The sequence below is a fragment of the Capnocytophaga stomatis genome, from assembly GCF_002302635.1.
GTDB lineage: Bacteria > Bacteroidota > Bacteroidia > Flavobacteriales > Flavobacteriaceae > Capnocytophaga > Capnocytophaga stomatis.
Genome location: NZ_CP022387.1, coordinates 456,330 through 478,657 on the forward strand (window position 1 = coordinate 456,330; position 22,328 = coordinate 478,657).

At 35.1% G+C, this 22,328-nt stretch carries 19 protein-coding genes; 12 read left to right on the forward strand and 7 right to left on the reverse strand.

Features of this window, described 5'->3' with window-relative positions; genetic code table 11:
• The first annotated feature begins 22 nt into the window (after positions 1-22).
• The 5 genes from folP (at position 23) to CGC58_RS02095 (ending at position 4,969) form a co-directional block, all read left to right on the forward strand.
• The gene (gene folP / locus CGC58_RS02075; protein ID WP_095894904.1) at positions 23-847 is read left to right on the forward strand and encodes a dihydropteroate synthase; all 825 of its coding nucleotides are present in this window, start codon (positions 23-25) and stop codon (positions 845-847) included.
• On the forward strand, positions 844-1,419 hold the full coding sequence (locus CGC58_RS02080) for a hypothetical protein (protein ID WP_095894905.1): 576 nt from the start codon (positions 844-846) through the stop codon (positions 1,417-1,419). The genes folP and CGC58_RS02080 overlap by 4 nt, the downstream gene beginning before the upstream one ends.
• Positions 1,420-1,432: 13 nt before the next feature.
• On the forward strand, positions 1,433-2,218 hold the full coding sequence (locus tag CGC58_RS02085; protein WP_095894906.1) for a diadenylate cyclase: 786 nt from the start codon (positions 1,433-1,435) through the stop codon (positions 2,216-2,218).
• Between the two features lie 8 nt (positions 2,219-2,226).
• Complete coding sequence (locus tag CGC58_RS02090) at positions 2,227-3,504, forward strand: DUF2851 family protein (protein ID WP_095894907.1); 1,278 nt, start codon at positions 2,227-2,229, stop codon at positions 3,502-3,504.
• 124 nt (positions 3,505-3,628) lie between these two features.
• The gene (locus CGC58_RS02095) at positions 3,629-4,969 is read left to right on the forward strand and encodes a TlpA family protein disulfide reductase (protein ID WP_095894908.1); all 1,341 of its coding nucleotides are present in this window, start codon (positions 3,629-3,631) and stop codon (positions 4,967-4,969) included.
• A gap of 47 nt (positions 4,970-5,016) precedes the next feature.
• On the opposite strand, the gene CGC58_RS02100 is transcribed toward CGC58_RS02095, so the two are convergent.
• Positions 5,017-5,982 (reverse strand): Gfo/Idh/MocA family protein, encoded by a 966-nt coding sequence (locus CGC58_RS02100; protein ID WP_095894909.1) that lies wholly within the window; start codon positions 5,980-5,982, stop codon positions 5,017-5,019.
• A 141-nt stretch (positions 5,983-6,123) separates the two neighbouring features.
• Here CGC58_RS02100 and CGC58_RS02105 point away from each other — a divergent pair, with 141 nt between their 5' ends.
• Both CGC58_RS02105 and CGC58_RS02110 read left to right on the forward strand, forming a co-directional pair.
• Positions 6,124-7,296 (forward strand): MalY/PatB family protein, encoded by a 1,173-nt coding sequence (locus CGC58_RS02105; protein WP_095894910.1) that lies wholly within the window; start codon positions 6,124-6,126, stop codon positions 7,294-7,296.
• Positions 7,297-7,401: 105 nt separating this feature from the next.
• Positions 7,402-8,787, forward strand: coding sequence for an MATE family efflux transporter (locus tag CGC58_RS02110; RefSeq protein ID WP_095894911.1), 1,386 nt, complete (start codon positions 7,402-7,404; stop codon positions 8,785-8,787).
• Positions 8,788-8,861: 74 nt separating this feature from the next.
• Here CGC58_RS02110 and nagB read toward each other — a convergent pair whose 3' ends face one another.
• Positions 8,862-10,805 (reverse strand): glucosamine-6-phosphate deaminase, encoded by a 1,944-nt coding sequence (gene nagB / locus CGC58_RS02115; RefSeq protein ID WP_095894912.1) that lies wholly within the window; start codon positions 10,803-10,805, stop codon positions 8,862-8,864.
• A gap of 259 nt (positions 10,806-11,064) precedes the next feature.
• On the opposite strand from nagB, the gene CGC58_RS02120 reads away from it, so the two are divergent.
• From CGC58_RS02120 to CGC58_RS02140, 5 genes are all read left to right on the forward strand, one after another.
• Entirely contained in the window at positions 11,065-12,210 is a 1,146-nt protein-coding gene (locus CGC58_RS02120; RefSeq protein WP_095894913.1) for an OmpA family protein, read from the forward strand.
• Positions 12,211-12,431: 221 nt separating this feature from the next.
• Positions 12,432-13,310 carry an ACP S-malonyltransferase gene (fabD, locus tag CGC58_RS02125; protein WP_095894914.1) on the forward strand — a complete coding sequence of 293 codons (879 nt, stop codon included), beginning with the start codon at positions 12,432-12,434 and terminating at the stop codon, positions 13,308-13,310.
• A gap of 92 nt (positions 13,311-13,402) precedes the next feature.
• Positions 13,403-14,302, forward strand: coding sequence for an ABC transporter ATP-binding protein (locus tag CGC58_RS02130; protein WP_095894915.1), 900 nt, complete (start codon positions 13,403-13,405; stop codon positions 14,300-14,302).
• A gap of 96 nt (positions 14,303-14,398) precedes the next feature.
• Positions 14,399-15,193: an IS5 family transposase gene (locus tag CGC58_RS02135; RefSeq protein WP_095894916.1), complete on the forward strand. Its 795-nt coding sequence runs from the start codon at positions 14,399-14,401 to the stop codon at positions 15,191-15,193.
• An 11-nt stretch (positions 15,194-15,204) separates the two neighbouring features.
• Positions 15,205-16,029, forward strand: a complete 825-nt coding sequence (locus tag CGC58_RS02140; protein WP_095894917.1) for an ABC transporter permease — start codon at positions 15,205-15,207, stop codon at positions 16,027-16,029.
• 42 nt (positions 16,030-16,071) lie between these two features.
• Here the strand turns inward: CGC58_RS02140 and lipA are convergent, their stop codons facing one another.
• From lipA to CGC58_RS02165, 5 genes are all read right to left on the reverse strand, one after another.
• On the reverse strand, positions 16,072-16,956 hold the full coding sequence (gene lipA, locus CGC58_RS02145) for a lipoyl synthase (RefSeq protein ID WP_095894918.1): 885 nt from the start codon (positions 16,954-16,956) through the stop codon (positions 16,072-16,074).
• A 63-nt stretch (positions 16,957-17,019) separates the two neighbouring features.
• Positions 17,020-19,449: a glycoside hydrolase family 95 protein gene (locus tag CGC58_RS02150; RefSeq protein WP_095894919.1), complete on the reverse strand. Its 2,430-nt coding sequence runs from the start codon at positions 19,447-19,449 to the stop codon at positions 17,020-17,022.
• A gap of 152 nt (positions 19,450-19,601) precedes the next feature.
• Positions 19,602-20,780, reverse strand: a complete 1,179-nt coding sequence (locus tag CGC58_RS02155) for an OmpA family protein (RefSeq protein ID WP_095894920.1) — start codon at positions 20,778-20,780, stop codon at positions 19,602-19,604.
• Positions 20,781-20,860: 80 nt separating this feature from the next.
• Positions 20,861-21,151, reverse strand: coding sequence for a ribosome hibernation-promoting factor, HPF/YfiA family (gene hpf / locus CGC58_RS02160; protein ID WP_095894921.1), 291 nt, complete (start codon positions 21,149-21,151; stop codon positions 20,861-20,863).
• Between the two features lie 41 nt (positions 21,152-21,192).
• Positions 21,193-22,104 (reverse strand): tyrosine-type recombinase/integrase, encoded by a 912-nt coding sequence (locus CGC58_RS02165; protein ID WP_095894922.1) that lies wholly within the window; start codon positions 22,102-22,104, stop codon positions 21,193-21,195.
• Positions 22,105-22,328 lie beyond the last annotated feature (224 nt).

Here is a 22,328-nt window from a genome sequence, read left to right on the forward strand (position 1 = left end):
TTCTTTCTGATTTTTTGAAAAAATGTATATCAATTGTAACGGAGAACTGATTTCGCTGGAAACTCCCAAAGTAATGGGAATTCTGAACATAACACCTGATTCCTTTTTTCAAAGTAGTCGTGTTACTCAGGCTGATGTTTTAAATCGGACAGAAGAAATGCTCTTGCAAGGAGCTGATTTTATTGACCTTGGCGGATATAGTTCTCGACCCAATGCAAAAGAAGTATCGCAGGAAGAAGAATTGGAACGAGTAATTTCCGTTGTGAAATCAATTGTTAAGCATTTCCCGAAAATCAAACTTTCTGTCGATACTTTTCGCAGTGAAGTGGCTCGGCAGTCCCTACTTGAAGGAGCTTGTATCGTGAATGATATTTCTGGAGGAAACCTTGATAATCAAATGTTTGAAGTGGTAGCAGAATTTCAAGTGCCTTACATCGCTATGCATATGGTCGGGACACCTCAAACGATGCAAAGCCACACAAATTACACAAACATTATCACCGAAATGATTTATTATTTTTCAAAAATTAAAGCAAAAACTCAAAGTTTCGGTATCAATGATGTTATTATCGACCCCGGTTTCGGATTTTCCAAAACATTAGACCAAAACTACGAAATATTACAAAAATTAAATCTTTTCAAAGAATTAGACACTCCTATTTTGGTTGGAATTTCCCGTAAATCAATGCTTTATAATTTACTGGAAATCAATTCAAATGAAGCCTTGAACGCTACTTCGGTTGTAAATACAATCTCTTTAATGAAAGGAGCTAACATTCTTCGAGTACACGATGTAAAAGAAGCCAAAGAGTGCGTCAAAATTTTCAATAAAACCTTTAACAGATGAAAAAAATTACACTTATCATACTTACGTTGTTTCTAATTTCCTGCAACAAACGTGACGTTTGGCTACCGCAAGTTCATCAATGCAATTTGATGACAGAAATCAACGATTATTCCGTGATTTATGTTTTTTTTGATGAAACTACACAAAAAGCGGATTTGAACAGAAATAATTTGATAACCTCAACGCATTGGGTTTTCAATATAGACAGACGTTTATCGCTCACCGAAGCAGGAAAAAACATTGTTGAGCTTCAAGAAAAGAAAGATGCTCCTAACATTCACAAAAATCCCGATTCCCGAAACTTTTTCTCTGTAGCTGATATGGGTGACAAAAAACTCAAATTTCTTGAGTTTACCAAAACACATTTTTATATATCAAAAGAAAAGAGTGATACAGATAACATTCTGAAAAAAAAGGATTTATCCGATTTTTCGGATAATATTAAAAATAAAAAATCAGATGTTCCTGACACAATTTCAGTAAGCGGAGATATTTCCTTTCAAGATTTTATTGTATTTTTACAGAAAATTCAAGATGAAGGTATCTTCTTCAAAAATATAATTATCATTTAAAAACATAAGTCCTTTGAAAATATTTGATATTTTAGATTTTACCGTAGTAGATGTAATTGATATTCTTTTAGTTGCGTTGTTACTTTACTACGTTTACAAATTGGCTCGAGGTACGGTTGCCGTTAATATTTTTTTGGGAATCGTGATTATTTATCTTATCTGGAAAATTACCGAAGCCTTGCAAATGCAATTACTTAGTAGCATTTTAGGGCAATTTATCGGTGTGGGTGTTTTTGCTCTGATTGTGGTTTTTCAGGAAGAAATACGAAAATTTTTACTTACGATTGGCTCTACAAATATCGCTGCCCGAAACAAATTTTTCAAAGTTTTCCAATCGTTAAAAACTGCCAAAAACAAATCAAATTTAGATGTAAGAAGCTTAATTTCAGTATGTAAAAAGCTTGGTTCTACAAATACGGGGGCATTAATCGTACTGGAAAGAAACATCCCTTTAAATTTTGTAAAAGAAACCGGTGATGATGTTAACATACAAGTTTCAGAACCAATAATAGAAAGTATATTCTTCAAAAACAGTCCTTTACACGATGGTGCTATTGTAATTAGCGGTAATTATATTGTAGCAACTCGTGTAATTTTACCTGTTGCCGGAGAAAACAGACTCCCAAAACATTACGGATTACGGCATCGGGCGGCGACCTCAATTTCGGAAAAAACAGATGCAAGTGCTCTTGTTGTTTCGGAAGAAACAGGGAAAATCTCATATATCAAAAATGGTAATTTCGTTGCTTTTAAAACCGACGAAGAACTTATCAATATTATCGAAAACGATTTGAATTAGAGATTTTTATGAAAGAAGATTTCCTGCAATATCTCTGGAAATACGGAAAAATTCCGCAAAACTCTGTCCTAACTTCCGGGGAAAACCTCTTTATTCAATCAATTGGTGAACATAATCTTCTTTCGGGTCCTGATTTTTTCAATGCACAGCTAAAAATCGGGGAGCAATTATGGGCTGGAAATGTAGAAATTCACTTAAAATCATCACATTGGTATGCTCATCGTCACGAACAAGACAAAGCCTATAACAATGTCATTTTACACGTGGTTTGGGAACACGACGTGGAAGTTTTCAATAGCAATCAACAAATAATCCCGACGTTAGAGCTTAAAAATCAAATTGATACAGAAATAGTAAATAACTACAAGAAACTTTTACTATCAAAAAATGATTTTATCAGTTGCGAAAAATTCTATCCGAAAGCCGAAAAAATGATTTCCTCATCTTGGAATGATTTCTTATTTACGGAACGACTGAAACAAAAATCTGATTACGTTGAAAATCTCCTAAAACAAACTCAATCGGATTGGGAAAAAGTACTTTTTTTGATGCTTTTAAAAAATTTTGGAGGAGCCGTAAATGGTGAAATTTTCCTTGAAATGGGCAAAACCATTGATTTTTCAATCATTCGTAAAGAAAGAAATGTTCCTCTTCATCTGGAAGCTCTATTTTTTGGTCAATCAAACTTATTATCAGATACATACGAAGAATTCTATTTCAAAAGCTTATCCAAAGAATATGAATATCTAAAAAGCAAATATAACCTAAAACCTTCTGTAACAAATGTATATTTTTCAAAACTAAGACCGCAAGGATTCCCTACTATTAGGCTTTCACAATTAGCACAATTGTACGAAAAAACGGAAAGTTTATTCTCAAAAATCATTGAAATTCAAGAAGTAAACGAATTGAAAAAGATTTTTTGCGTAGGCACTTCTGAATTTTGGGACACTCATTACACTTTTGGAAAAACTTCCCCAAAAACGAAAAAGAAAATTTCTAACTCCCTCATTGAACTAATTTGGATAAACACAATCATCCCCATTAAATACCTGTATTTCAAATCATTGAATAAAGATATAACTTCATCATTAATACTAAGCTTGCAAAGTATTGCTCCGGAAAAAAATGCTATCACCGAAAAATTTGAAAACTTAGGAAAGCACTCAGAATCAGCATTTGACACTCAAGTTATATTACAACAATACAAAAATTATTGTCAGCCAAAACGCTGCTTGGATTGCTCTATCGGGGTTTTTCTACTGAGAAACAAATTAACAATTTAATTTTTGAATTCTTATAAACAGATTGTTAATAAGTTATTTTCACAAAATCTGTAATTCTTTTCTGTTTGTAATAAAAAATTATCGTATCTTCGCCTGAAATTTACATATACATTATATTATTCTTATGAAGAAACTATTTATTCTATCGCTTGCGACATTGAGCTTTGTTGCTTGTGAAAAAAAAGAAGCAAACATCATTATCTCCGGAAAAATTAAAAATCATAATGGAGGTAATTTTCATTTAATCGGAGGAAATGATGAGAAAAACCTGAAAATTAATCCTGATGGCAGTTTCTCTGATACCCTCAGTAAATCAAGCTATTACACAATTTTCAGCGAAACAGGATTCTACGTTCCTTTATATTTGGAACAAGGGGATAGACTAAACATTGAAGTCGATTTTTCACAAGTGCCTGCCGAGGTTAAATTTTCAGGAAAAGACACCATTGCAAGTGCTTATTTGCGAGATAAAACAAAGCTTGACGGAGATATGCAAGCAGAGTTTTCCGATTTATTTTCAAAAAATCTTGATGAATTCAAAACTTCATTAGCTGATGTTAATAACAAGTATGCCAATTTCTTAGCTAACTATAAAGGTCTGTCGGACAATTTCGTTTCAGCAGAGAAAAAGTCTATCGAGTACTTCAATTTGCATTTGAAATCTGCCTATTCACGAGTTCATCAAAGTTTGACGGGAAATAACATTGAAAGCCCAGCTGAATTTGAGGAAGAACTTGCAAAAATAAACTACGATAATGCCGAAGATTTTGAGCTTTATTCCGGATATGTACGATTGTTAACCGATAATTTCTATTCAAAACTTGATTCAAACGATTCAAATTGGGGTGATTTGGCTGATTATGTACGTAGTTTAAAATCTGAAAATATCAAAAAACACCTTTCTGAAATTCTGGCTCAAGGGTTATCTGCCGGAAATTCTTCTGAGGTAAATGAAAAAATATTAAGCGTTGTTAAAGAATTTTCAAAAAAAGAAGATTTGATAAAAGAATCTGAAGCAAAAATTTCACTTTTCCAAAATATAGCTCCGGGAAAACCTTCTCCTACTTTCGATTTTGAAAATTTTGCAGGCGGCAAAACTTCTCTTGAAAAACTAAAAGGAAAGTTAGTTTATATTGACATTTGGGCAACTTGGTGCATTCCTTGTATGAATGAAATGCCTGCTCTTCAAGAACTTGAGAAAGAGTACCACGGAAAAGATGTTGCGTTTGTTAGTATTTCAATTGACCAAGACAAACAAAAATGGATTGACTTTCAATCAACTAAAAAACCTTCCGGAATTCAATTATATGCTGAATCCGAGGCAGAGCGTGCTTTCTCTGACGCATACGGAATTAAATCTATTCCGCGTTTTATATTGATTGACAAAAACGGAAATATCATCAGTGCCGATGCTCCAAGACCTTCTAATCCTTCCATTAAAGAACTTATAAATAAGAACTTATAAATAAAAAAAGGCTATCTGAATTCAGATGGCCTTTTTTTTATTTCATTTCACAATTTTTCAGTAATTTGTTTGGCAATTCGCAATGCTTCTGTGCCTTGTTCCAATGTAACGATGGGCGTGGTATCGTTATTTATGGCATTAGCGAACTCTTCTAACTCGTCCAAAATGGCATTATTTGCACTTATTTCAGGATTTTCAAAATAGATTTGTTTTTTCTGTCCTTCTGCATTTTGCAAAATCATATCAAAATCACCCGGATTTTCAGGAGCATCCTTCATCCGAACGACTTCTACTTTTTTCTCTAAAAAATCAACGGAAATGTACGCATCTTTCTGAAAAAATCGTGATTTTCGCATATTTTTCAGTGAAATTCTGCTTGCCGTCAAGTTTGCTACACAGCCGTTTTCAAATTCAATCCGTGCGTTGGCTATATCAGGAGACTGACTGATAACCAAAGCTCCACTGGCAGAAATATGCTTCACTTTTGATTTTACCACACTCAAAATCACATCTATATCGTGAATCATCAAATCCAACACCACAGGAACGTCCGTACCTCGCGGATTGAATTCAGCCAAACGATGAGCTTCAATGAACATAGGATTGGTAATTGTCTCTTTCACAGCAAGAAACGCAGGATTGAAGCGTTCCACGTGACCAACTTGCCCTTTTACATTATGTTTTTTTGCCAAAGCGATGATTTTCTCGGCTTCTTCAACTGTATTGGCAATGGGTTTTTCTATAAACAGATGTTTTCCTTTTGAAATAATTTTCTCGGCACACTCAAAATGATTCAAAGTTGGAGTAACAACATCCACTACATCGCAAACCGAAATCAATTCTTCTACGGAATTAAAACTCTGATATCCAAATTCTTCACAAACTTTCTTCGCATTCTCTTGGTTAGGGTCATAAAAACCCATTAGCTCATATTTTTCCGATTGATTCAATAATCGCAAGTGAATCTTTCCTAAGTGACCTGCACCTAAAACCCCTACTTTCAGTTTCATTATTTTCTATTTTTATAAGGACAAAGATATGAAAAATCATAGATATCTAAAAAAATTAAATTATTTTCAAAAAAATGTTGTTACATAGCTTTATTTTTGTACCTTTGGAAACTATTCACAATAATTAATAGCTTTATTACATTTATGACATATAATTTCGATCAAATTAATGACCGTAGTAAAAGTGATGCTCTAAAATTAGAAGCACTTGAACCTCGTTGGGGAAGAACCGATTTACTTCCTATGTGGATTGCCGATATGGATTTCAAAACGCCTCCTTTTATCATTAATGCCTTGAAAAAGCGTATGGAATGTGAAATTTTTGGCTATACGGCAAAACCAAAAGCTTGGTATGATTCAATCGTAAATTGGCAAAAACGCCGTTTTGGTTGGGAAATTACACCTGAGATGATTTCTTTTTCGCCCGGAGTAGTTCCCGCTTTGGCTATGGCGGTGCAAGCTTTTACCAACAAGGGAGATAAAGTATTAATTCAACAACCTGTTTATCAGCCTTTTTCTCTTGTGATAGAAAATAACGAACGTATTTTGGTAAACAGCCCACTTGAGCTTATCGACGGAAAATATCAAATCAATTTCGATAAATTAGAAAAAGACATAAAAGGTTGCAAATTGTTCCTATTCTGCCACCCACACAATCCCGGTGGTCGCGTTTGGACACGTGAAGAACTTGAAAAAGTAGCACATATCTGCCACAAAAACAACGTTGTAATCGTTTCTGACGAAATTCACGCCGACCTAACTCTACCTCCACACAAACATATTCCTTTTGCAAGTGTAAGTGAAGAGGCACGAATGAGTACCATTATGTTTGGCTCCCCAAGTAAAGCTTTTAACTTGGCTGGTTTTTCTACTTCGTATGCGGTTATTGAAAATCCTGAATTGCGTAAGAAATTTCAAGGTTATGTAGATGGAAATATGCTTGGAGACGGAAATGTATTTGCTTTTCAGACTGTTATCGCTGCATATACGGAAGGAGAAGAATGGCTGAAACAATTATTAGCTTATATACAAGGAAATATTGATTTTCTTGTGGATTATGTACAAAAACACATTCCAAAAGTAAAAACAATCGTACCTGAAGCCTCTTATTTGGTATTTTTGGATTTCCGAGAACTGAATCTGTGTCACGAAAGCGTTGTTAGTTTATGTACTGAAAAAGCTTTTCTTGCCCTAAATGATGGTGCTATGTACGGAAAAGAAGGACAAGGCTTTATGCGTATTAATCTGGCTTGCCCAAGAAGTGTAATTGAAAAAGCACTGAGTCAACTTAAAAAAGCTGTTGATGATTGTGCATAAAATTTCTGTAATACAAAATTTAAACGAAGCCAAAGACATAAAATCTTTGGCTTTTTTAATCCTTTTTAAAAATAACCTATCTTTGTCCCTTAAAAACCTCATATTGTGATTTTAGAAAAGCTTTCAAACTACACAAAAGAATTCAAAAATAACTTCAAAATTGCTTATCCTGTCATTTTTGGAATGCTGGGTCACGCCTTCGTGGGATTCATTGACAATATTATGGTGGGAAAAGTAGGTGTTACGGAACTCGCAGCCGTGGCATTGGGAAATAGTGCTGTTTTTATTGCAATGTCATTCGGAATTGGTTTTTCCACTGCACTTACTCCCCTAATTGCAAAAGCCGACGGAGAAAAAAACAATAAAGAAGCAAAAGCGTATTTAAAACACGGAATCCTTCTGAATGTTGTTTTGTCACTTATTCTTTTTCTGTTATTATTGTTTGCAAAACCATTGATGTACCTTACGGGGCAGCCTGAAAACGTGATAAAACTCGCCATTCCCTATACAAATTTAGTTGCGTTTTCATTGATTCCTTTGGGATTTTACGTTGCATTGAAGCAATTTGCTGATGGTCTTTCCCTTACGAAACAATCAATGTATGTAACTTTAATAGGAAACGTCATCAATGTGGTTCTCAACTATTTATTCATATACGGAAGTTTCGGTTTTCCCAAGCTGGGGATTATTGGAGCAGGAGTCGGGACTTTAGTTTCTCGTTTTGCAATGCCAATACTTATGTGGTGGATGCTAAAAAATTTAAATAAAACTCGAGATTTGGTCACCGGTTTTAATTGGCATGTTTTTGAAATGTCAAAATTTAAAAGAATAACAGCCTTGGGCATACCATCAGCATTACAGATGATTTTCGAAGTAGGAATTTTCACAACTGCCATCTGGATGAGCGGAATTTTGGGTAAAAACCACCTGTCTGCCAACCAAATAGCGTTAAATTTAGCCACAATGACTTTTATGGTTGCCAACGGATTAGGTGTAACGGCAATGATTAGAGTTGGAAATCAATTAGGAGCAAGAAATTACTTGAATTTAAGAAGAATTGGTTTTTCTGTATTTTTATTGGTGCTATTCACACAATCTTTCTTTGCGATTTTATTAGCGATTTTCAGATTTTGGCTGCCTTCCTTATATTTAGATATGGATGATTTCAGCAAATTAAATAGTAATACTTTAGTTGTTGCCGAAGCTGCTCAATTGCTACTCATCGCGGCTATTTTCCAAATCTCAGACGGATTGCAAGTCAGTGCTTTAGGAGCTTTAAGAGGCGTACAAGATGTGAAAGCACCGATGTATATTACTTTCGTAGCTTATTGGGTTGTAAGTTTCCCCATTTCCTACTTTTTAGGACTTAAAACCGAATTAGGAACAATGGGAATTTGGATAGGGCTTCTCGCTGGGCTTACCGTTGCTGCCGTTTGGCTTTTATGGCGTTTTAACCTGATTTCCAAAAGATTAATCCTTCAAAATAATTAAAAAACTACAAAAAAGAAAAGTTGAGAATTTTGAAAAACTCTCAACTTTTTCATTTTATGATTATTTACAACAGATTAAAAAATCCATCTTTTAAATGCCTCAATTGCAGCATAATCCGCCATACCTAAATCTCTGTAACGTTTGGCAGTTTCGCTGTTTCTTGCTTCGGCACGTTGCCAGAACTCACGCAAGTCATCTCCTTGGAACATAACTCCATCTTTTTGAGATTGGTGGAAGAAAATAGCTTGACGTTTTTTCAATACCTGTGCAGGGCTCATCGGAACAGCCATCTCAATTTCGTGGATATCCCACTCGTGCCAAGCTCCGCGATATAACCAAACCCAGCAATCTTTCATATAATCTTTTGATTTCATTCGTTTTAATGCTTCAAAAATAGCATCCAAACAAACTTTATGCGTTCCGTGTGGGTCTGCAAGGTCACCCGCAGCATAAATTTGATGTGGTTTTACTTTCTCAATCAAATCCATAATAATTTGAATATCAGCTTCTCCTAACGGACTTTTCTTAATAGCTCCCGTTTCGTAGAAAGGCATATTCAAGAAATGTACTTGATTATCAGGAACTCCCTCATAGCGTGTTGCAGCCAATGACTCGTGACGGCGGATATTTCCTTTTAGCATACGCACCGGAAGAGCATCCATCTCGTTGGATTTCTTGTTGTTAAGTGCATCAATAATTTCTTGAATAACTTTTACATCTCCTCCATTTTCTTTCACAACGTCTTTGAATACTTCTGCAAATTTCAAAGCTTCGTGGTCAGAAACGGCGATATTTCCTGATGTTTGGTAAGCAATGTGTACTTCGTGACCTTGCGATACAAGTCGGTCAAACGTTCCTCCCATTGAAATTACGTCATCATCAGGGTGCGGACTGAAAATAATAACACGTTTTTTGTGAGGATACTCACGCTCAGGACGATGTGAATCATCTGCATTTGGTTTTCCTCCCGGCCATCCTGTAATCGTATGTTGCAAACGGTTGAACATAGCAATGTTCAAATCGTAAGCAGGTCCTGATTCAGCCAATAATTTTGACATACCATTTTCGTTGTAATCTTTGTCGGTAAGTTTCAAAATTGTTTTTCCGAGATGCTCGCATAACCAAACGATGGCTTTAGCTTTCAAATCTTCGTTCCACTCGCAATCTGTTACTAACCAAGGAGTTTTGATACGTGTAAGTTGAGCAGAAGCCTCTGTATCCATCACGAATGTAGCATTTTCGTGTTCTTGCAAATAAGTTGCAGGAACCTCAGAAGAAACTTCTCCTTCAATGGCTGTTTTTACAATATCTGCCTTGTTGCTTCCCCAAGCCAATAGCACGATTCTTCGAGCTTTCATTACCGTTCTTACCCCCATTGTAACGGCTTGTTCCGGAACGTTTGCAATTCCGTGGAAAGCTCCTGAGGCATCGGCACGTGTGATGTGGTCTAAGGTGATGATACGAGTTCCTGAATTTCGGTGTGAACCCGGCTCATTAAAGCCTATATGCCCGGTTCTGCCAATTCCCAAAAGCTGGAAGTCAATCCCTCCGCACTCTTTGATTTTTTTGTCATAATTTAAACAATATTCAACCAACTTTTCTCTTGGCACCATTCCGTCAGGAATATTGATATTTTCCTTCGGAATATCAATGTGATTGAATAAATGTTCGTGCATAAAATACCAATAACTTTGTACATCATCCTTCTTCATAGGATAATATTCATCCAAGTTAAAGGTAACTACATTTTTGAAGCTAAGCCCTTCTTCCTGATGCAGACGTACTAATTCATCATACACCCTAACAGGAGATGACCCCGTAGCTAAACCCAATACACAAGTTTTTCCCTCTGCTTGCTTACTCCTTATCAAATCCGCTATTTCGTGAGCAACGGCAACAGAAGCCTTTACCGAGTCAGAAAAAATAACATTATGGATTTTCTCAAAACGTGTGTCTTCAAACAATCCTGCTGGTTGATGTTGAATGGATTGTTCATTTTTTTGGATAGTTGTACTCATTTTTATTTTTTTTGGTTGTATATATCTTGTCTTAAAACGAGGTCAAAGGTACAAAATTATTTACAGATATGAATAATGAAAAACCATTTATTTTTACAAAATATTAGGAATAACGCTAAAAAAACGTAACTCTGTTAATTAGAGAACATCTCTTTTTCAGCAATCAACACTTAATTTTGAATAAATTATCCCCAAAACTCTTTTTTTACAACTATTTTTCCGTATATTTGCAAAAAAATTTAATTGTAACAATTTATTTATGAAAAAAATTATTTTATCGGCAATGATAGCTGGAATTGCTATGACTGCCTCTGCACAGGAAAAAGGGCTCAGCCAAAGTAAATTTTTTGACAATTGGCAAATAGGAGCAAATGTGGGTGGATATGTGCCTACTAAGGGTTATGACTTAATTGAAGATGTTCGTTTGAATTTCGGAGCCGAGTTGAGCAAACAAATCTCTCCCGTATTCCGATTGGGTTTTGATGCAAATGCTTACCTAAATGGAAATTGGGAAGAAAGAAATCCTCTTGTTATTGAACACACAAATGTAGCTGTAATTGGTGCATTCAATTTAAACAATCTTTTTGCAGGCTACAAAGGCGAACCCCGTAAGTTTGAAGTGGAAGCCTTTGCCGGACCAGGTTGGATGCATCACTTCTTCCAAGGAGACAATAACAATTACAACACGATGACAACCAAATTTGGAGCTAACTTTATGTACAATTTTGGAGCTAACAAAGCTTGGGCTGTAAAACTCACTCCGTCGATTTTATATTTTATTGACACGCCAAGTTCAGACGCAGCTAACAGCCTCAACATCAACCATTCATTATCACAAGTAAACGTTGGTATCGTGTATCGTTTTAAAGGAAGTAATGGAGCACATCACTTTACCGAAATTGAAGGAAGAAATCAAGCTGAAATTGACCAGTTAAATAACAATATCAATAATTTACGCAATCAAGTAAGCAGTAAAGAAGGAGAGATTAACAGTGCTCAAGAACGTATCGCTCAACTTGAAAAAGAATTGGAAGAGGCTAAAAACAAAGAACCTGAAATACAAACAATAACAAAAACAAAACAAACTTTGGAGTCTGTTGTTACTTTTGGTTTAGGAAAATCTACCGTTGATGCTTCTCAATTACCTAACGTTGAGCGTATTGCCACTTATTTGAAAAAATATCCTAATAGCCGTGTGGTTATCAAAGGTTTTGCTTCTCCGGAAGGAAATGAGGAGAAAAACATAGCTTTGGCGAACGCTCGTGCCGAATCTGTGAAAAAAGTACTTATTGCTCGTTACAAAATTGATGCTAATCGTATTGTAGCACAAGGAAATGGTATCGGTGATATGTTCTCAGAACCAGAATGGAACCGAGTAAGTATCGCTACGATAGAAGAAAAGTAACATATTATCTATCATTAAGTTAAAGTAAATATCAAGCCATCGGAAAAATAAATTTTCTGATGGCTTTTTTGGTTCTTGATTTCCATCAATCTTCTTTCTCTTCTTTTGAATTTCCTAAAGCAAAAATCTCTATAAAAATGAATTTTCTAAATTATTTCATAGAAAAATTTGTATTTAATAAATTTTTAAAATAGGTTTGTAAAAATAAAATTTAATTGAATATGAAAGCATATATTTTCCCTGGTCAAGGGGCTCAATTTGTAGGAATGGGACGCGATTTGTATGAAAAATCAAATAAAGCAAAAGATTTATTTGAGCAAGCAAATCAAATTTTAGGATTTTCCATTACGGAAATTATGTTTGGTGGCACTGATGAGGATTTGAAACAGACAAAAGTTACACAACCTGCCATTTTTCTTCATTCAGTGATTTTGAGTAAAGTTTTGGGAGAATCTTTTCAGCCTCAAATGGTTGCGGGACATTCATTAGGTGAATTTTCTGCATTGGTTGCTAATAAAACTCTTTCTTTTGAAGACGGATTACAATTGGTGTACAAACGAGCAATGGCAATGCAAAAGGCTTGTGAATCACAACCGGGAACGATGGCTGCCGTTTTAGGCTTGGAAGATGCTGTTGTTGAAGATGTTTGTAAAAAAATCGAAGGAATTGTTACTCCTGCAAATTACAATTGTCCTGGGCAATTAGTAATTTCTGGTGAACTTAATGCCGTTGAAAAAGCTTGTGAAGCAATGAAAGAAGCCGGTGCCAAACGTGCTTTAATTTTGCCAGTAGGCGGAGCTTTTCACTCAGTTTTGATGAAACCTGCAGAGGAAGAATTAGCAAAAGCCATTGAAAGTACACACTTTAACAAACCTATTTGTCCTGTATATCAAAATGTTACTACAACGGCTGTTAATAATCCTGATGAAATCAAGAAAAATTTAATAAATCAGCTAACTGCACCTGTAAAATGGACGCAAAGTGTACAGCAAATGATTCAAGACGGGGCCTCGGAATTTATCGAAGTAGGACCAGGAAAAGTACTACAAGGTTTGGTTAAAAAAATTAATAAAGAAGCGGTTGTAAGTTCTGCGGAATAGACTCATTTTCAAAATAAAATCAAAGTTAAAGTTACTCTTTTTCAGGAGCTTTGACTTTGATTTTTTAACTTTTTATCAACTGCAAAACTCATATGGAAACAATTTTAGAAATTAACAATTTATCCAAAAACTTTGGCAAGTTCAGAGCTGTGGATAATATTTCTTTTCGGATTGAAAAAGGCAATGTATATGGCTTGTTAGGTCCTAACGGAAGCGGAAAATCAACTACTTTGGGAATGATTCTTAATGTAGTAAATAAAACCTCAGGAACGTATCAATGGTTCGGCGGAAATACTTCTAACCAACAGGCTCTCAAAAGGATAGGAGCTATTATTGAGCGACCTAATTTCTATCCGTATATGTCAGCCTACGACAACCTGAAGTTGGTTTGTAAAATCAAAGAAATTTCTACCGACAAAATCCAAAGCAAACTAAAACTGGTAGGTTTATGGGAATATAAAGACCGTAAATTCAAGGCTTTTTCATTGGGAATGAAGCAGCGTTTGGCGATAGCTTCGGCTTTGTTAAATGACCCTGAAATATTAATTTTGGACGAACCCACAAACGGTCTTGACCCTCAAGGGATACACAAAATCAGAGAGTTAATACAATACATTGCTTCACAAGGAGTTACTGTACTTTTGGCTTCACATTTATTAGATGAAGTCGAAAAAGTATGCTCACACGTGATTGTTTTGCAACAAGGAAAAATGCTTTACAACGGACGTGTTGATGAGATGGTAACCAGCAACGGTTTTATTGAATTATCTTCTGAAAATAACGAAGAATTGCTTCATTTTTTGAGAAATAGTTCTGATTTTGATAGAATTATTTCCGAAAACGGAATTATCAAAGCCTTTCCGAAAACGGATATGAATGCTTCAGACCTAAATAAATTACTCTTTGAAAAAGGATTTTCCCTTTCACATTTAGTAAAACGAAAAGAAAGCCTTGAAAATCAATTCCTAAAATTAACCAACAACCAAAATTAAACATTAAACCTGTCTAAACTTTTTAAGAGGAAAATTAAAAGTTCCAAGAATTTTTAGCATTTTTGTTTTGCATAACAAAATGAAAATCAAGGAACTTTGAGCAAAGATATAATAAAAAAATGGATTATTTCCCATTTGAGTATTGGAAAAAGAGGATTTAAAACAAAATTTGATTTATCATTAATTTTTCTTCTGATAGTCAAACGATTAAAAACAGGTTGCCAGTGGAGGGAACTTCCGGTAGAAGTGTATTTTAAAGACCAAAAAATAAGCTATCAAACAGTCTATTATTATTTCAATAAATGGAGTAAAGATGGTAGTTTTAAGCGAATTTGGCTTAATTTGTTGCTTGAGAATCGGAGAAAATTAGATTTATCAAGCGTCCAACTTGATGGTAGTCATACTCGATGTCGAATGGGAGGGCAATCTGTTGGTTATCAGTTAAGAAAAAAGTCAAAGACCACGAATTCTATCTTTCTGTGTGATAATTTGGGGCAAATTTTAGCAATGGGTAGTCCAAAATCCGGTAATCATCACGATTTGAATGATATAGACTTTGTTTTAAAAGAGATTTTGAATCTTTTGGAGGAAGCGAAAATAGAGCATAAAGGCTTGTTTGTCAATGCAGATGCAGGTTTTGATAGCCGAGACTTAAAAAGTTTTTTACAGGAAAAAGAAATAATACCTAATATCAAACAAAATCCCAGAAATGGACAAAATGAAAATATTTATTTTGACGAAGAATTATATAAAAATCGGTTTAAAATAGAGAGAAGTTTTGCGTGGCTTGATGGTTTTAAAGGATTGATTATAAGATATGAAACCCTAAACACAACTTGGATGGCTATGTTGTATCTAGGGATTATACTAACATTTATTCGAAAAGTTTAAACAAGTTTATTATGTTACGATTATTACAAATTGAACTTATCAAAATATGGAGCAATAAAAGCAGCCGATTTTTAATAATTTCCTACTTTGGATTGCTAACGTTACTTTTCTTGCTTTCAATGGTTAAAATTGATTTTGGTAGTTTTGAATTTCATTTAGCAAAACAAGGAATTTTTGACTTTCCGTACATTTGGCATTTTAACACTTACATTGCCGATTATTTTAAACTATTTCTCGCGATTGTCATCGTATCGATGGTTGCTAATGAGTATAGTAATAAAACACTGAAACAGAATCTTATAGACGGATTAAGCAAAAAAGAATTCATTCTTTCAAAATTCCTTACTACTGTCCTATTTGCTTTAATTTCAACCTTTATGGTTTTTGTAATTTCAATGATTTTGGGACTGATATATTCAAGTTTCGATGAAACGGGAATTATTTTCTCACAAATGGAATTTCTGCCTGCTTATTTTCTAAAATTAGTCGGTTTTTTCAGTATTTGCTTATTTTTTGCGGTTTTAACTCAAAAATCTGCCTTTTCTTTAGGATTTTTGGTTCTTTGGAGCATTGTGGAAACTATTATCTCAGGTATTTCCTCGTATAATGATAATAAATTGGATTTCATCGTTCGTTTTCTTCCTTTAAAATCTATGGGTAATCTCATTAAAGAGCCTTTTACCAGAATGTCAGGCGTGAGAACGGCGGCAAATCAAGTTGGTGTGGAACTAAGTAGCGAATATGGCGTAGGTTTGATTGATGTTACGATAACTTCTGTTTGGATAGGAATTTTTATTTATTTTTCCTACTTTTTGATAAAACGAAGAGATTTATAAGAAAAAAGGTCGGAAATTTGATAAATTTCCGACCTTTTTTAATTACAAAACGTGCTTGTGGGCTCGGTAAGATGAACGAACCAAAGCTCCACTTTCAACGTGTCGGAAGCCTAACGACTCCCCTATTTCTTTATACTTAGCGAACTGGTCAGGTGTAATAAATTGTTTAACAGGCAAATGCCTTTTTGATGGCTGTAAATATTGCCCAATGGTAAGAACATCCAAATTCACCGATTTCAGGTCGTGAAGTGTTTCGATAACTTCCTCTTCTGTTTCCCCCAGACCGAGCATAATCCCTGATTTTGTGCGTTTTGCTCCATTGTCTTTCAAATATTTCAAAACTCCCAAACTGCGGTCATACTTTGCTTGAATACGAACCTCTCTTGTCAAACGCCGAACAGTTTCCATATTATGTGAAATCACTTCCGGAGAAACTTCCAACATACGGTCTAAATGCCTCTCTATCCCTTGAAAATCAGGAATAAGCGTTTCTAATGTGGTTTCAGGATTCATTCGGCGGATGGCTTTCACTGTTTCAGCCCACATTATGCTTCCCATATCCTTCAAGTCATCACGGTCAACCGAGGTTATAACGGCGTGTTTGATATTCATCAACTTGATGGAACGAGCCACCTTTTCAGGTTCTTCCCAATCCAAACTCTCAGGACGACCCGTTTTAACTCCGCAAAATCCGCAAGAGCGTGTACAAATATTTCCTAAAATCATAAACGTAGCCGTTCCTTCTCCCCAACATTCACCCATATTTGGGCAACTTCCTGATGTACAGATTGTATGAAGGTTATATTTATCAACTACATTTCTAAGTTCCGTATATTTTTTCCCTGTGGGTAATTTTACTCGAATCCATTTCGGTTTGCCTTTCGGAGGAAAAACATTCTTCTCCATTGTAGCACTATCTATACTCATAATTTATTACTCTTGTAAACAATCCCCAAAAGTACAGCTTTTTTCTGAAATAACAATTATTACTTACTTAACTATGTATTTAGCTCCTTTAACTGTCTTAAATTCAGCTTCTCTGTCCTTTTTTTGTTTTTTAGCAATACATTTGCCTTTGTAGTAAACGCTTTTTCCAGCAGGAAGAAATACTTTACATTTTTGTCCGTTTAGAGAAATGATTTCAGCTTGTTCCAAAGAATGATTTTTCCATAAGAAACTCACTTCAAATCCGTTACGTGCTTTCATTCCTTTCATTTCCCCTTCTTTCCAATCAGGATGCGTAGGCAATGCCGGTAAGAAGCGAATTGTGTTATTTTTTCCGTGACTTTGCAATAACATTTCTGAAATTCCGGCAACTCCTCCGAAATTTCCATCAATTTGGAACGGCGGATGTGCACAGAACAAATTTGGATATGTTCCGCCAAGCTGACCGCCTTTAACTTCAGGGCTAACCGGCTTCAGTAATTGTCTTATCAATGTAAGAGCGTGATTTCCGTCTTGCAATCTTGCCCAGAAATTGATTTTCCAAGCTCTTGACCAGCCTGTTCCTCCATCGCCTCTCATTTCCAAGGTCTTTTGTGCGGCTTTGGCAAGTTCGGGCGTGTCCCAAGGAGTAATTTCATCATAAGGATACAATCCGTACAAATGCGAAACGTGACGATGTGTAGGCTCTGCATCATCCCAATCATCGAGCCACTCGTTCAAATCTCCATTTTTACCGATGGTGTTTGGTGCCGTGTTTTCTATGATATTCTTCCATTTTTTGCGTTTATCTGCATCAACATTTAAAGCTTCTGAAGACTTCAACACACTGGAAAATAACTCTCTAATGATTTGCATATCCATTGTTGGTCCCATACAAGTAAAGCCAGTTTGTTTTTTGCCATCTTTAAGTTCAGGCAAAATATAGGCATTTTCAGGAGAGTTTGAAGGTGCTGTTACCCAGTAACCTGTTTTAGTATCTTTGATTAAAATATCCTCAAAAAACTGTGCAGCTCCTTTCAAAACAGGATAATATTCTTTCAAGAAATTGATATCTTGCGTAAATTTATAATGTTCCCAAATATGTTCGCAAAGCCAAGCTCCTCCCGTAAGCGTGGAACCCCAACCCGCACCTTCTCCCGGGGAAGTGAAAAACCAAGGATTACTAACCACGTGAGCTACCCAACCATTGGCATTATAGTATGCTTTCGCTGTCTTTTTTCCGTTAGGAACTAAATTTTTTGTAAAACGGTGCAAAGGCTCAGTTAAGTCAGATAAATTTGTGGATTCTGCTAACCAATAATTCATTTGTACATTGATATTCAAATGATAATCTCCATTCCAAGGAGTTTGGTATTCTTCTGCCCACAAACCTTGCAAATTAGCAGGCAATAACCCTTTTCGTGATGAGGATATCAACAAATATCTACCAAAATTATAGTACAAAACAGGCAATAAAGCATCTTTTTCCCCTTTGTAAAATCTTTCTAATCGTTGTAAAGTAGTCAAACCTTCCACTTCTGCATTATTAGGCATTGTCCAACGATTGCGGTTGAATATCTTTTGATATTCATTTTGACTTTCTACCAAAGACTGACTAAAATTTTTCGCTGTTTTTTCAAGATATTTATTTGCTTTAGCCAAAACGTCTTCATTGTTGAGTTGTCCGCTTTCGTTATTGTAATTAGTTGAAGCACTTATCTTTAAAACTACTTCTTTTGCAGAAATAACTCCTATGTGTGAAGTTTGAGTTTGCAAAGTTCCGTCAGTGTGTACCTCAACAATAGTTCCAAACTGCATTCCTTTTTCCTCTTCATTAGGAAGCGTTCCCTTCATAATTATTTTACCGCTTTCGTAAGACACGGTAGCGTTTTCTTTCCTGAAAAGTGATATATCCAAATTCAGTGGCTTTGTTCCTGAAAATTTAATCCAAACCAAATCATTTGCAAAATCAGCAAAAGCCTCCTGCTGAATTTGATTTCCGTCACGTTCAAAAGAAGTTCTGGCAACTGCTTTTTCCACATCAAGAACTCGTCTGTAATTTGTTACAGAAGCATCTGATTTCCAATCAATTTTCAGCTCTCCTAAAATTTGGTAACAACCATAGTGGCAATTCGCTCCTCTGCCGAAGCAAGTTCCTTTTCCTTTAGCCACAAAATACTTTTGTAGTATTTGCTGAGCTTCCAAATTTTTGCCTTCCAGAAGCAAATCTTGAATTTCTTTTAGGTAAGAATGTGCCTGATGGTCATCCCCATCTTGATGCCCTCCTGACCAAAGAGAAATTTCGTTAAGTACAATTTTTTCAACATCAGTTTTGCCGAAAATCATTGCTCCCAAACGTCCATTCCCGATAGGAAGACTTTCAGTAAAATAATTTGCAGGCTTATCAAACACGACAGAAACGTCTTGTTTTTGAGCTTTCATACTTGTTGTAAAGCAACACAACAACAAAAAAATAAGTAAGGTTGGTTTTTCCATAGATAAAATAATTTTATAGTTTCTAAAATAATTTATTCCTAAGTAAAATCCGTTAAAGACTAATTTTTCACAAAATAAATAATGAAACAAAAATCCTAAGAAACAATTTCTTAGGATTTTTGCAACTGACATATAGTCTATTATTTTTTTATTTATTTCAACTCGAAAGTTGCTCTACGTGCAATCTGACGTGCTCTTGGAGAAGTTTTATTAACAGATGTGTCCTCTCCTCTTCCTTCAGTAGAAATTCTTGAAGCTTCAACACCTGCATCAATTAACAATTTCTTAACTGCTTCCGCTCTCTTGTTAGAAAGTGATTGGTTGTAATCAGTTCCACCAAGCTCATCTGCAAATCCTACAATGTTGATATTTGCATTAGAGTTAGATTTCAAGAACTTAGAAACAAAATCAACTGCCCAAGTAGAAGACATTTGTGGTTTTGATGAATTAAAGTCAAAATACGTACTTATATAACCTTTTCTGATTAAGTCCGCAGCCATATCTCCGTCTTCAGTCAAAGATTTTACGCTTTCTTTAGTTGCATAATTATCGTTTACATAGTTTTCAACCTCATCAGGAACACCATTTCCGTTTGCATCGTTCATTTTATTTTGCTTATTAGCAACTTCTTGCTGCAATCCTGAAACATCTCCTTCCAATGAAGCTAAACGTTCTTCAATTTTCTCGAATTTGCTTCCTTCGTGATGCCAATCAGCGTGTTTTCCGTGTTTTCCTAAAGCGATTTGCAACCCGATAGTTGCTGCAACATTAACTCCTTGAATACCTCTTCTGTCTGATTGTGAGAAAGTATCGAATGTTCTTTGTTGTCTTGCATTGAAGAAGATAGATGCATCTGCCAATAAAGTTACTCTGTTAGAGATTCGTAACTGAGGTGTCAAACCTGCTACGATGAAAGCAACTTGGTCCGCACTTGAAAGTGCGTCGCTGTTAAGCTGTCCGTATCCAACCCCTGCGTGAGCAAGCAATCCCAAATCGCTTGTCCATTCTTCAAAAGACAGAACACGCCCCACGTTCGCAACTCCTTGCAAATTAACATTCCAGAAATTCGACTCAAATTTATTGCTATTATCTCCTTCTTTGAAAGAATCATATCCTCCTCCCAAACGAAGCCCGAATTTGTTATTGAACATATAACGAACTCCCGCGTTTGCTCCCCACAAACTTGGTGTAGAAGCCGAATGCTGTGCTGAAAAAGGAGCTATAGGCTTGTTTATTCCTCCGTTGAAGTCAATTGACCACTTATTGTAATTCTCTTGAGCTTGTGCCCCAACAAAAACCAGTGAAGCCAAAGCAAAAATGTGTTTTTTCATACTATTTTTAAATTACTTTAAATTATTGATTGGGGCAAATATACATTTTTTTAACTTAAAAAAAATGTTTTAACCGTTTTTTAACGTTTTTCTTTATATTTTAATAACATTCTTTCCAAAGGAGTTATTGAACTATCAACTCCCTCTTCAAATGTTTTGAATTGCTTTTTCACTACCAAACTTTCTCCTGGTACGTGTACTTTTATTTCTACAATTTTATTTTCTTTTGAACTTGTGTTTTCTAATTTTAAATGAACATCTGCCTCTATTATTCTATCATAAAAATGATCCAACTTATCCATTTTTTTCTGAATAAAATCAACCAATTTTTGATCTACCGTAAAATCTACTGGGTGTACATAAACTTTCATAAACTAAACTTTTTAAAAGGTTTAACAATCTACTTTATTTTTCATATTTTTCCACCACTTGCCCTGGGATGTGCCTTTCCATACTGTTTTTTGAGTTCGGCTAAGCTTGTATTGGTATAAACCTGAGTCGCTGCCAAACTCGAATGCCCCAACAATTCCTTAACTGTATTCAAATCGGCACCATTATCGAGCAAATGATTTGCAAATGAATGTCTTAACACGTGCGGACTAACATCTTGCTTTGTAGTCACCGCACTAAAGTACAAATTAATTATTCTATAAACAAGCGTTGGATATATTTTTTTACCATTTTTGGCTAAAAATAAGAAATCTTCACTGTTTTCATTAGCCACTTCCTCTCTTATTTTAAGATATTCTTCCAAAATATTTTCAATTTGAGGAAGCATTGGTATCAATCTTTCTTTGTTACGCTTGCCCAGAACTTTAATTTGCTTCTGACTGAAATCCAAATCATTAACTTTCAGCAAAATTAATTCAGAACGCCGCATTCCCGTTGCGTAAAGAACTTCTATAATAGCCTTATCCCGAATTTCTTCAAATTTATTTTTATTTGAAAAACAAGATAACACTTTTTCTATCTCTTTTTCCGAAAAAGGAAGTTTTATCTTTTTTTCCATCTTCAAAGGCATTATTCCTCTTTCAAACGGACTAACTTCAATCTGGTTTGTCTTTTTCAAAAACGAATAATAAGCCTTTAACGCCGATAACTTCCGGTTGATACTCCTAAACGCAATCGATTGATTTGAGAGTTCAACAATCCAACTTCTAACATCATCATAGGAAACGCTTTCCAAGCTACGTTCCTTTTCACTCTCACCATAAACATTCTTCACAAACTTTTCAAAAGCCTTAAGGTCATTCTTGTAAGCCTCTGTCGTATGCTTTGAATATTTTTTCTCGATGGAGAGGTAATCCATAAATTCAACAAACATTACTCAACTACTTTTTATACGATTAAATACTATCCTCCCTCACTTGGATTTTTCTGCTACGAAGATATAAAATAGAAAAGTAATTATGCGTTAATAAATCGTTAATTTTTAGGATTTATAATTAATTTTTAAATTACATTAACGCTTTGTAATTGAATATTGAAATTACCGATAGAACTTGACGTTTTAATGATTTGACTGAAAAAGAAAACTATATTTTTGGC

Excerpts from the sequence above, each read along its gene's own strand:
- CGC58_RS02095 (WP_095894908.1), top strand. The coding sequence starts at position 3,629 with ATGAAGAAACTATTTATTCTATCGCTTGCGACATTGAGCTTTGTTGCT.
- lipA (WP_095894918.1), bottom strand. The coding sequence starts at position 16,956 with ATGAGTATAGATAGTGCTACAATGGAGAAGAATGTTTTTCCTCCGAAA.
- CGC58_RS02080 (WP_095894905.1), top strand. The coding sequence starts at position 844 with ATGAAAAAAATTACACTTATCATACTTACGTTGTTTCTAATTTCCTGC.
- CGC58_RS02155 (WP_095894920.1), bottom strand. The coding sequence starts at position 20,780 with ATGAAAAAACACATTTTTGCTTTGGCTTCACTGGTTTTTGTTGGGGCA.
- CGC58_RS02165 (WP_095894922.1), bottom strand. The coding sequence starts at position 22,104 with ATGTTTGTTGAATTTATGGATTACCTCTCCATCGAGAAAAAATATTCA.
- CGC58_RS02090 (WP_095894907.1), top strand. The coding sequence starts at position 2,227 with ATGAAAGAAGATTTCCTGCAATATCTCTGGAAATACGGAAAAATTCCG.
- fabD (WP_095894914.1), top strand. The coding sequence starts at position 12,432 with ATGAAAGCATATATTTTCCCTGGTCAAGGGGCTCAATTTGTAGGAATG.
- folP (WP_095894904.1), top strand. The coding sequence starts at position 23 with ATGTATATCAATTGTAACGGAGAACTGATTTCGCTGGAAACTCCCAAA.
- CGC58_RS02150 (WP_095894919.1), bottom strand. The coding sequence starts at position 19,449 with ATGGAAAAACCAACCTTACTTATTTTTTTGTTGTTGTGTTGCTTTACA.
- nagB (WP_095894912.1), bottom strand. The coding sequence starts at position 10,805 with ATGAGTACAACTATCCAAAAAAATGAACAATCCATTCAACATCAACCA.
- CGC58_RS02120 (WP_095894913.1), top strand. The coding sequence starts at position 11,065 with ATGAAAAAAATTATTTTATCGGCAATGATAGCTGGAATTGCTATGACT.
- CGC58_RS02140 (WP_095894917.1), top strand. The coding sequence starts at position 15,205 with ATGTTACGATTATTACAAATTGAACTTATCAAAATATGGAGCAATAAA.
- CGC58_RS02105 (WP_095894910.1), top strand. The coding sequence starts at position 6,124 with ATGACATATAATTTCGATCAAATTAATGACCGTAGTAAAAGTGATGCT.
- CGC58_RS02130 (WP_095894915.1), top strand. The coding sequence starts at position 13,403 with ATGGAAACAATTTTAGAAATTAACAATTTATCCAAAAACTTTGGCAAG.
- hpf (WP_095894921.1), bottom strand. The coding sequence starts at position 21,151 with ATGAAAGTTTATGTACACCCAGTAGATTTTACGGTAGATCAAAAATTG.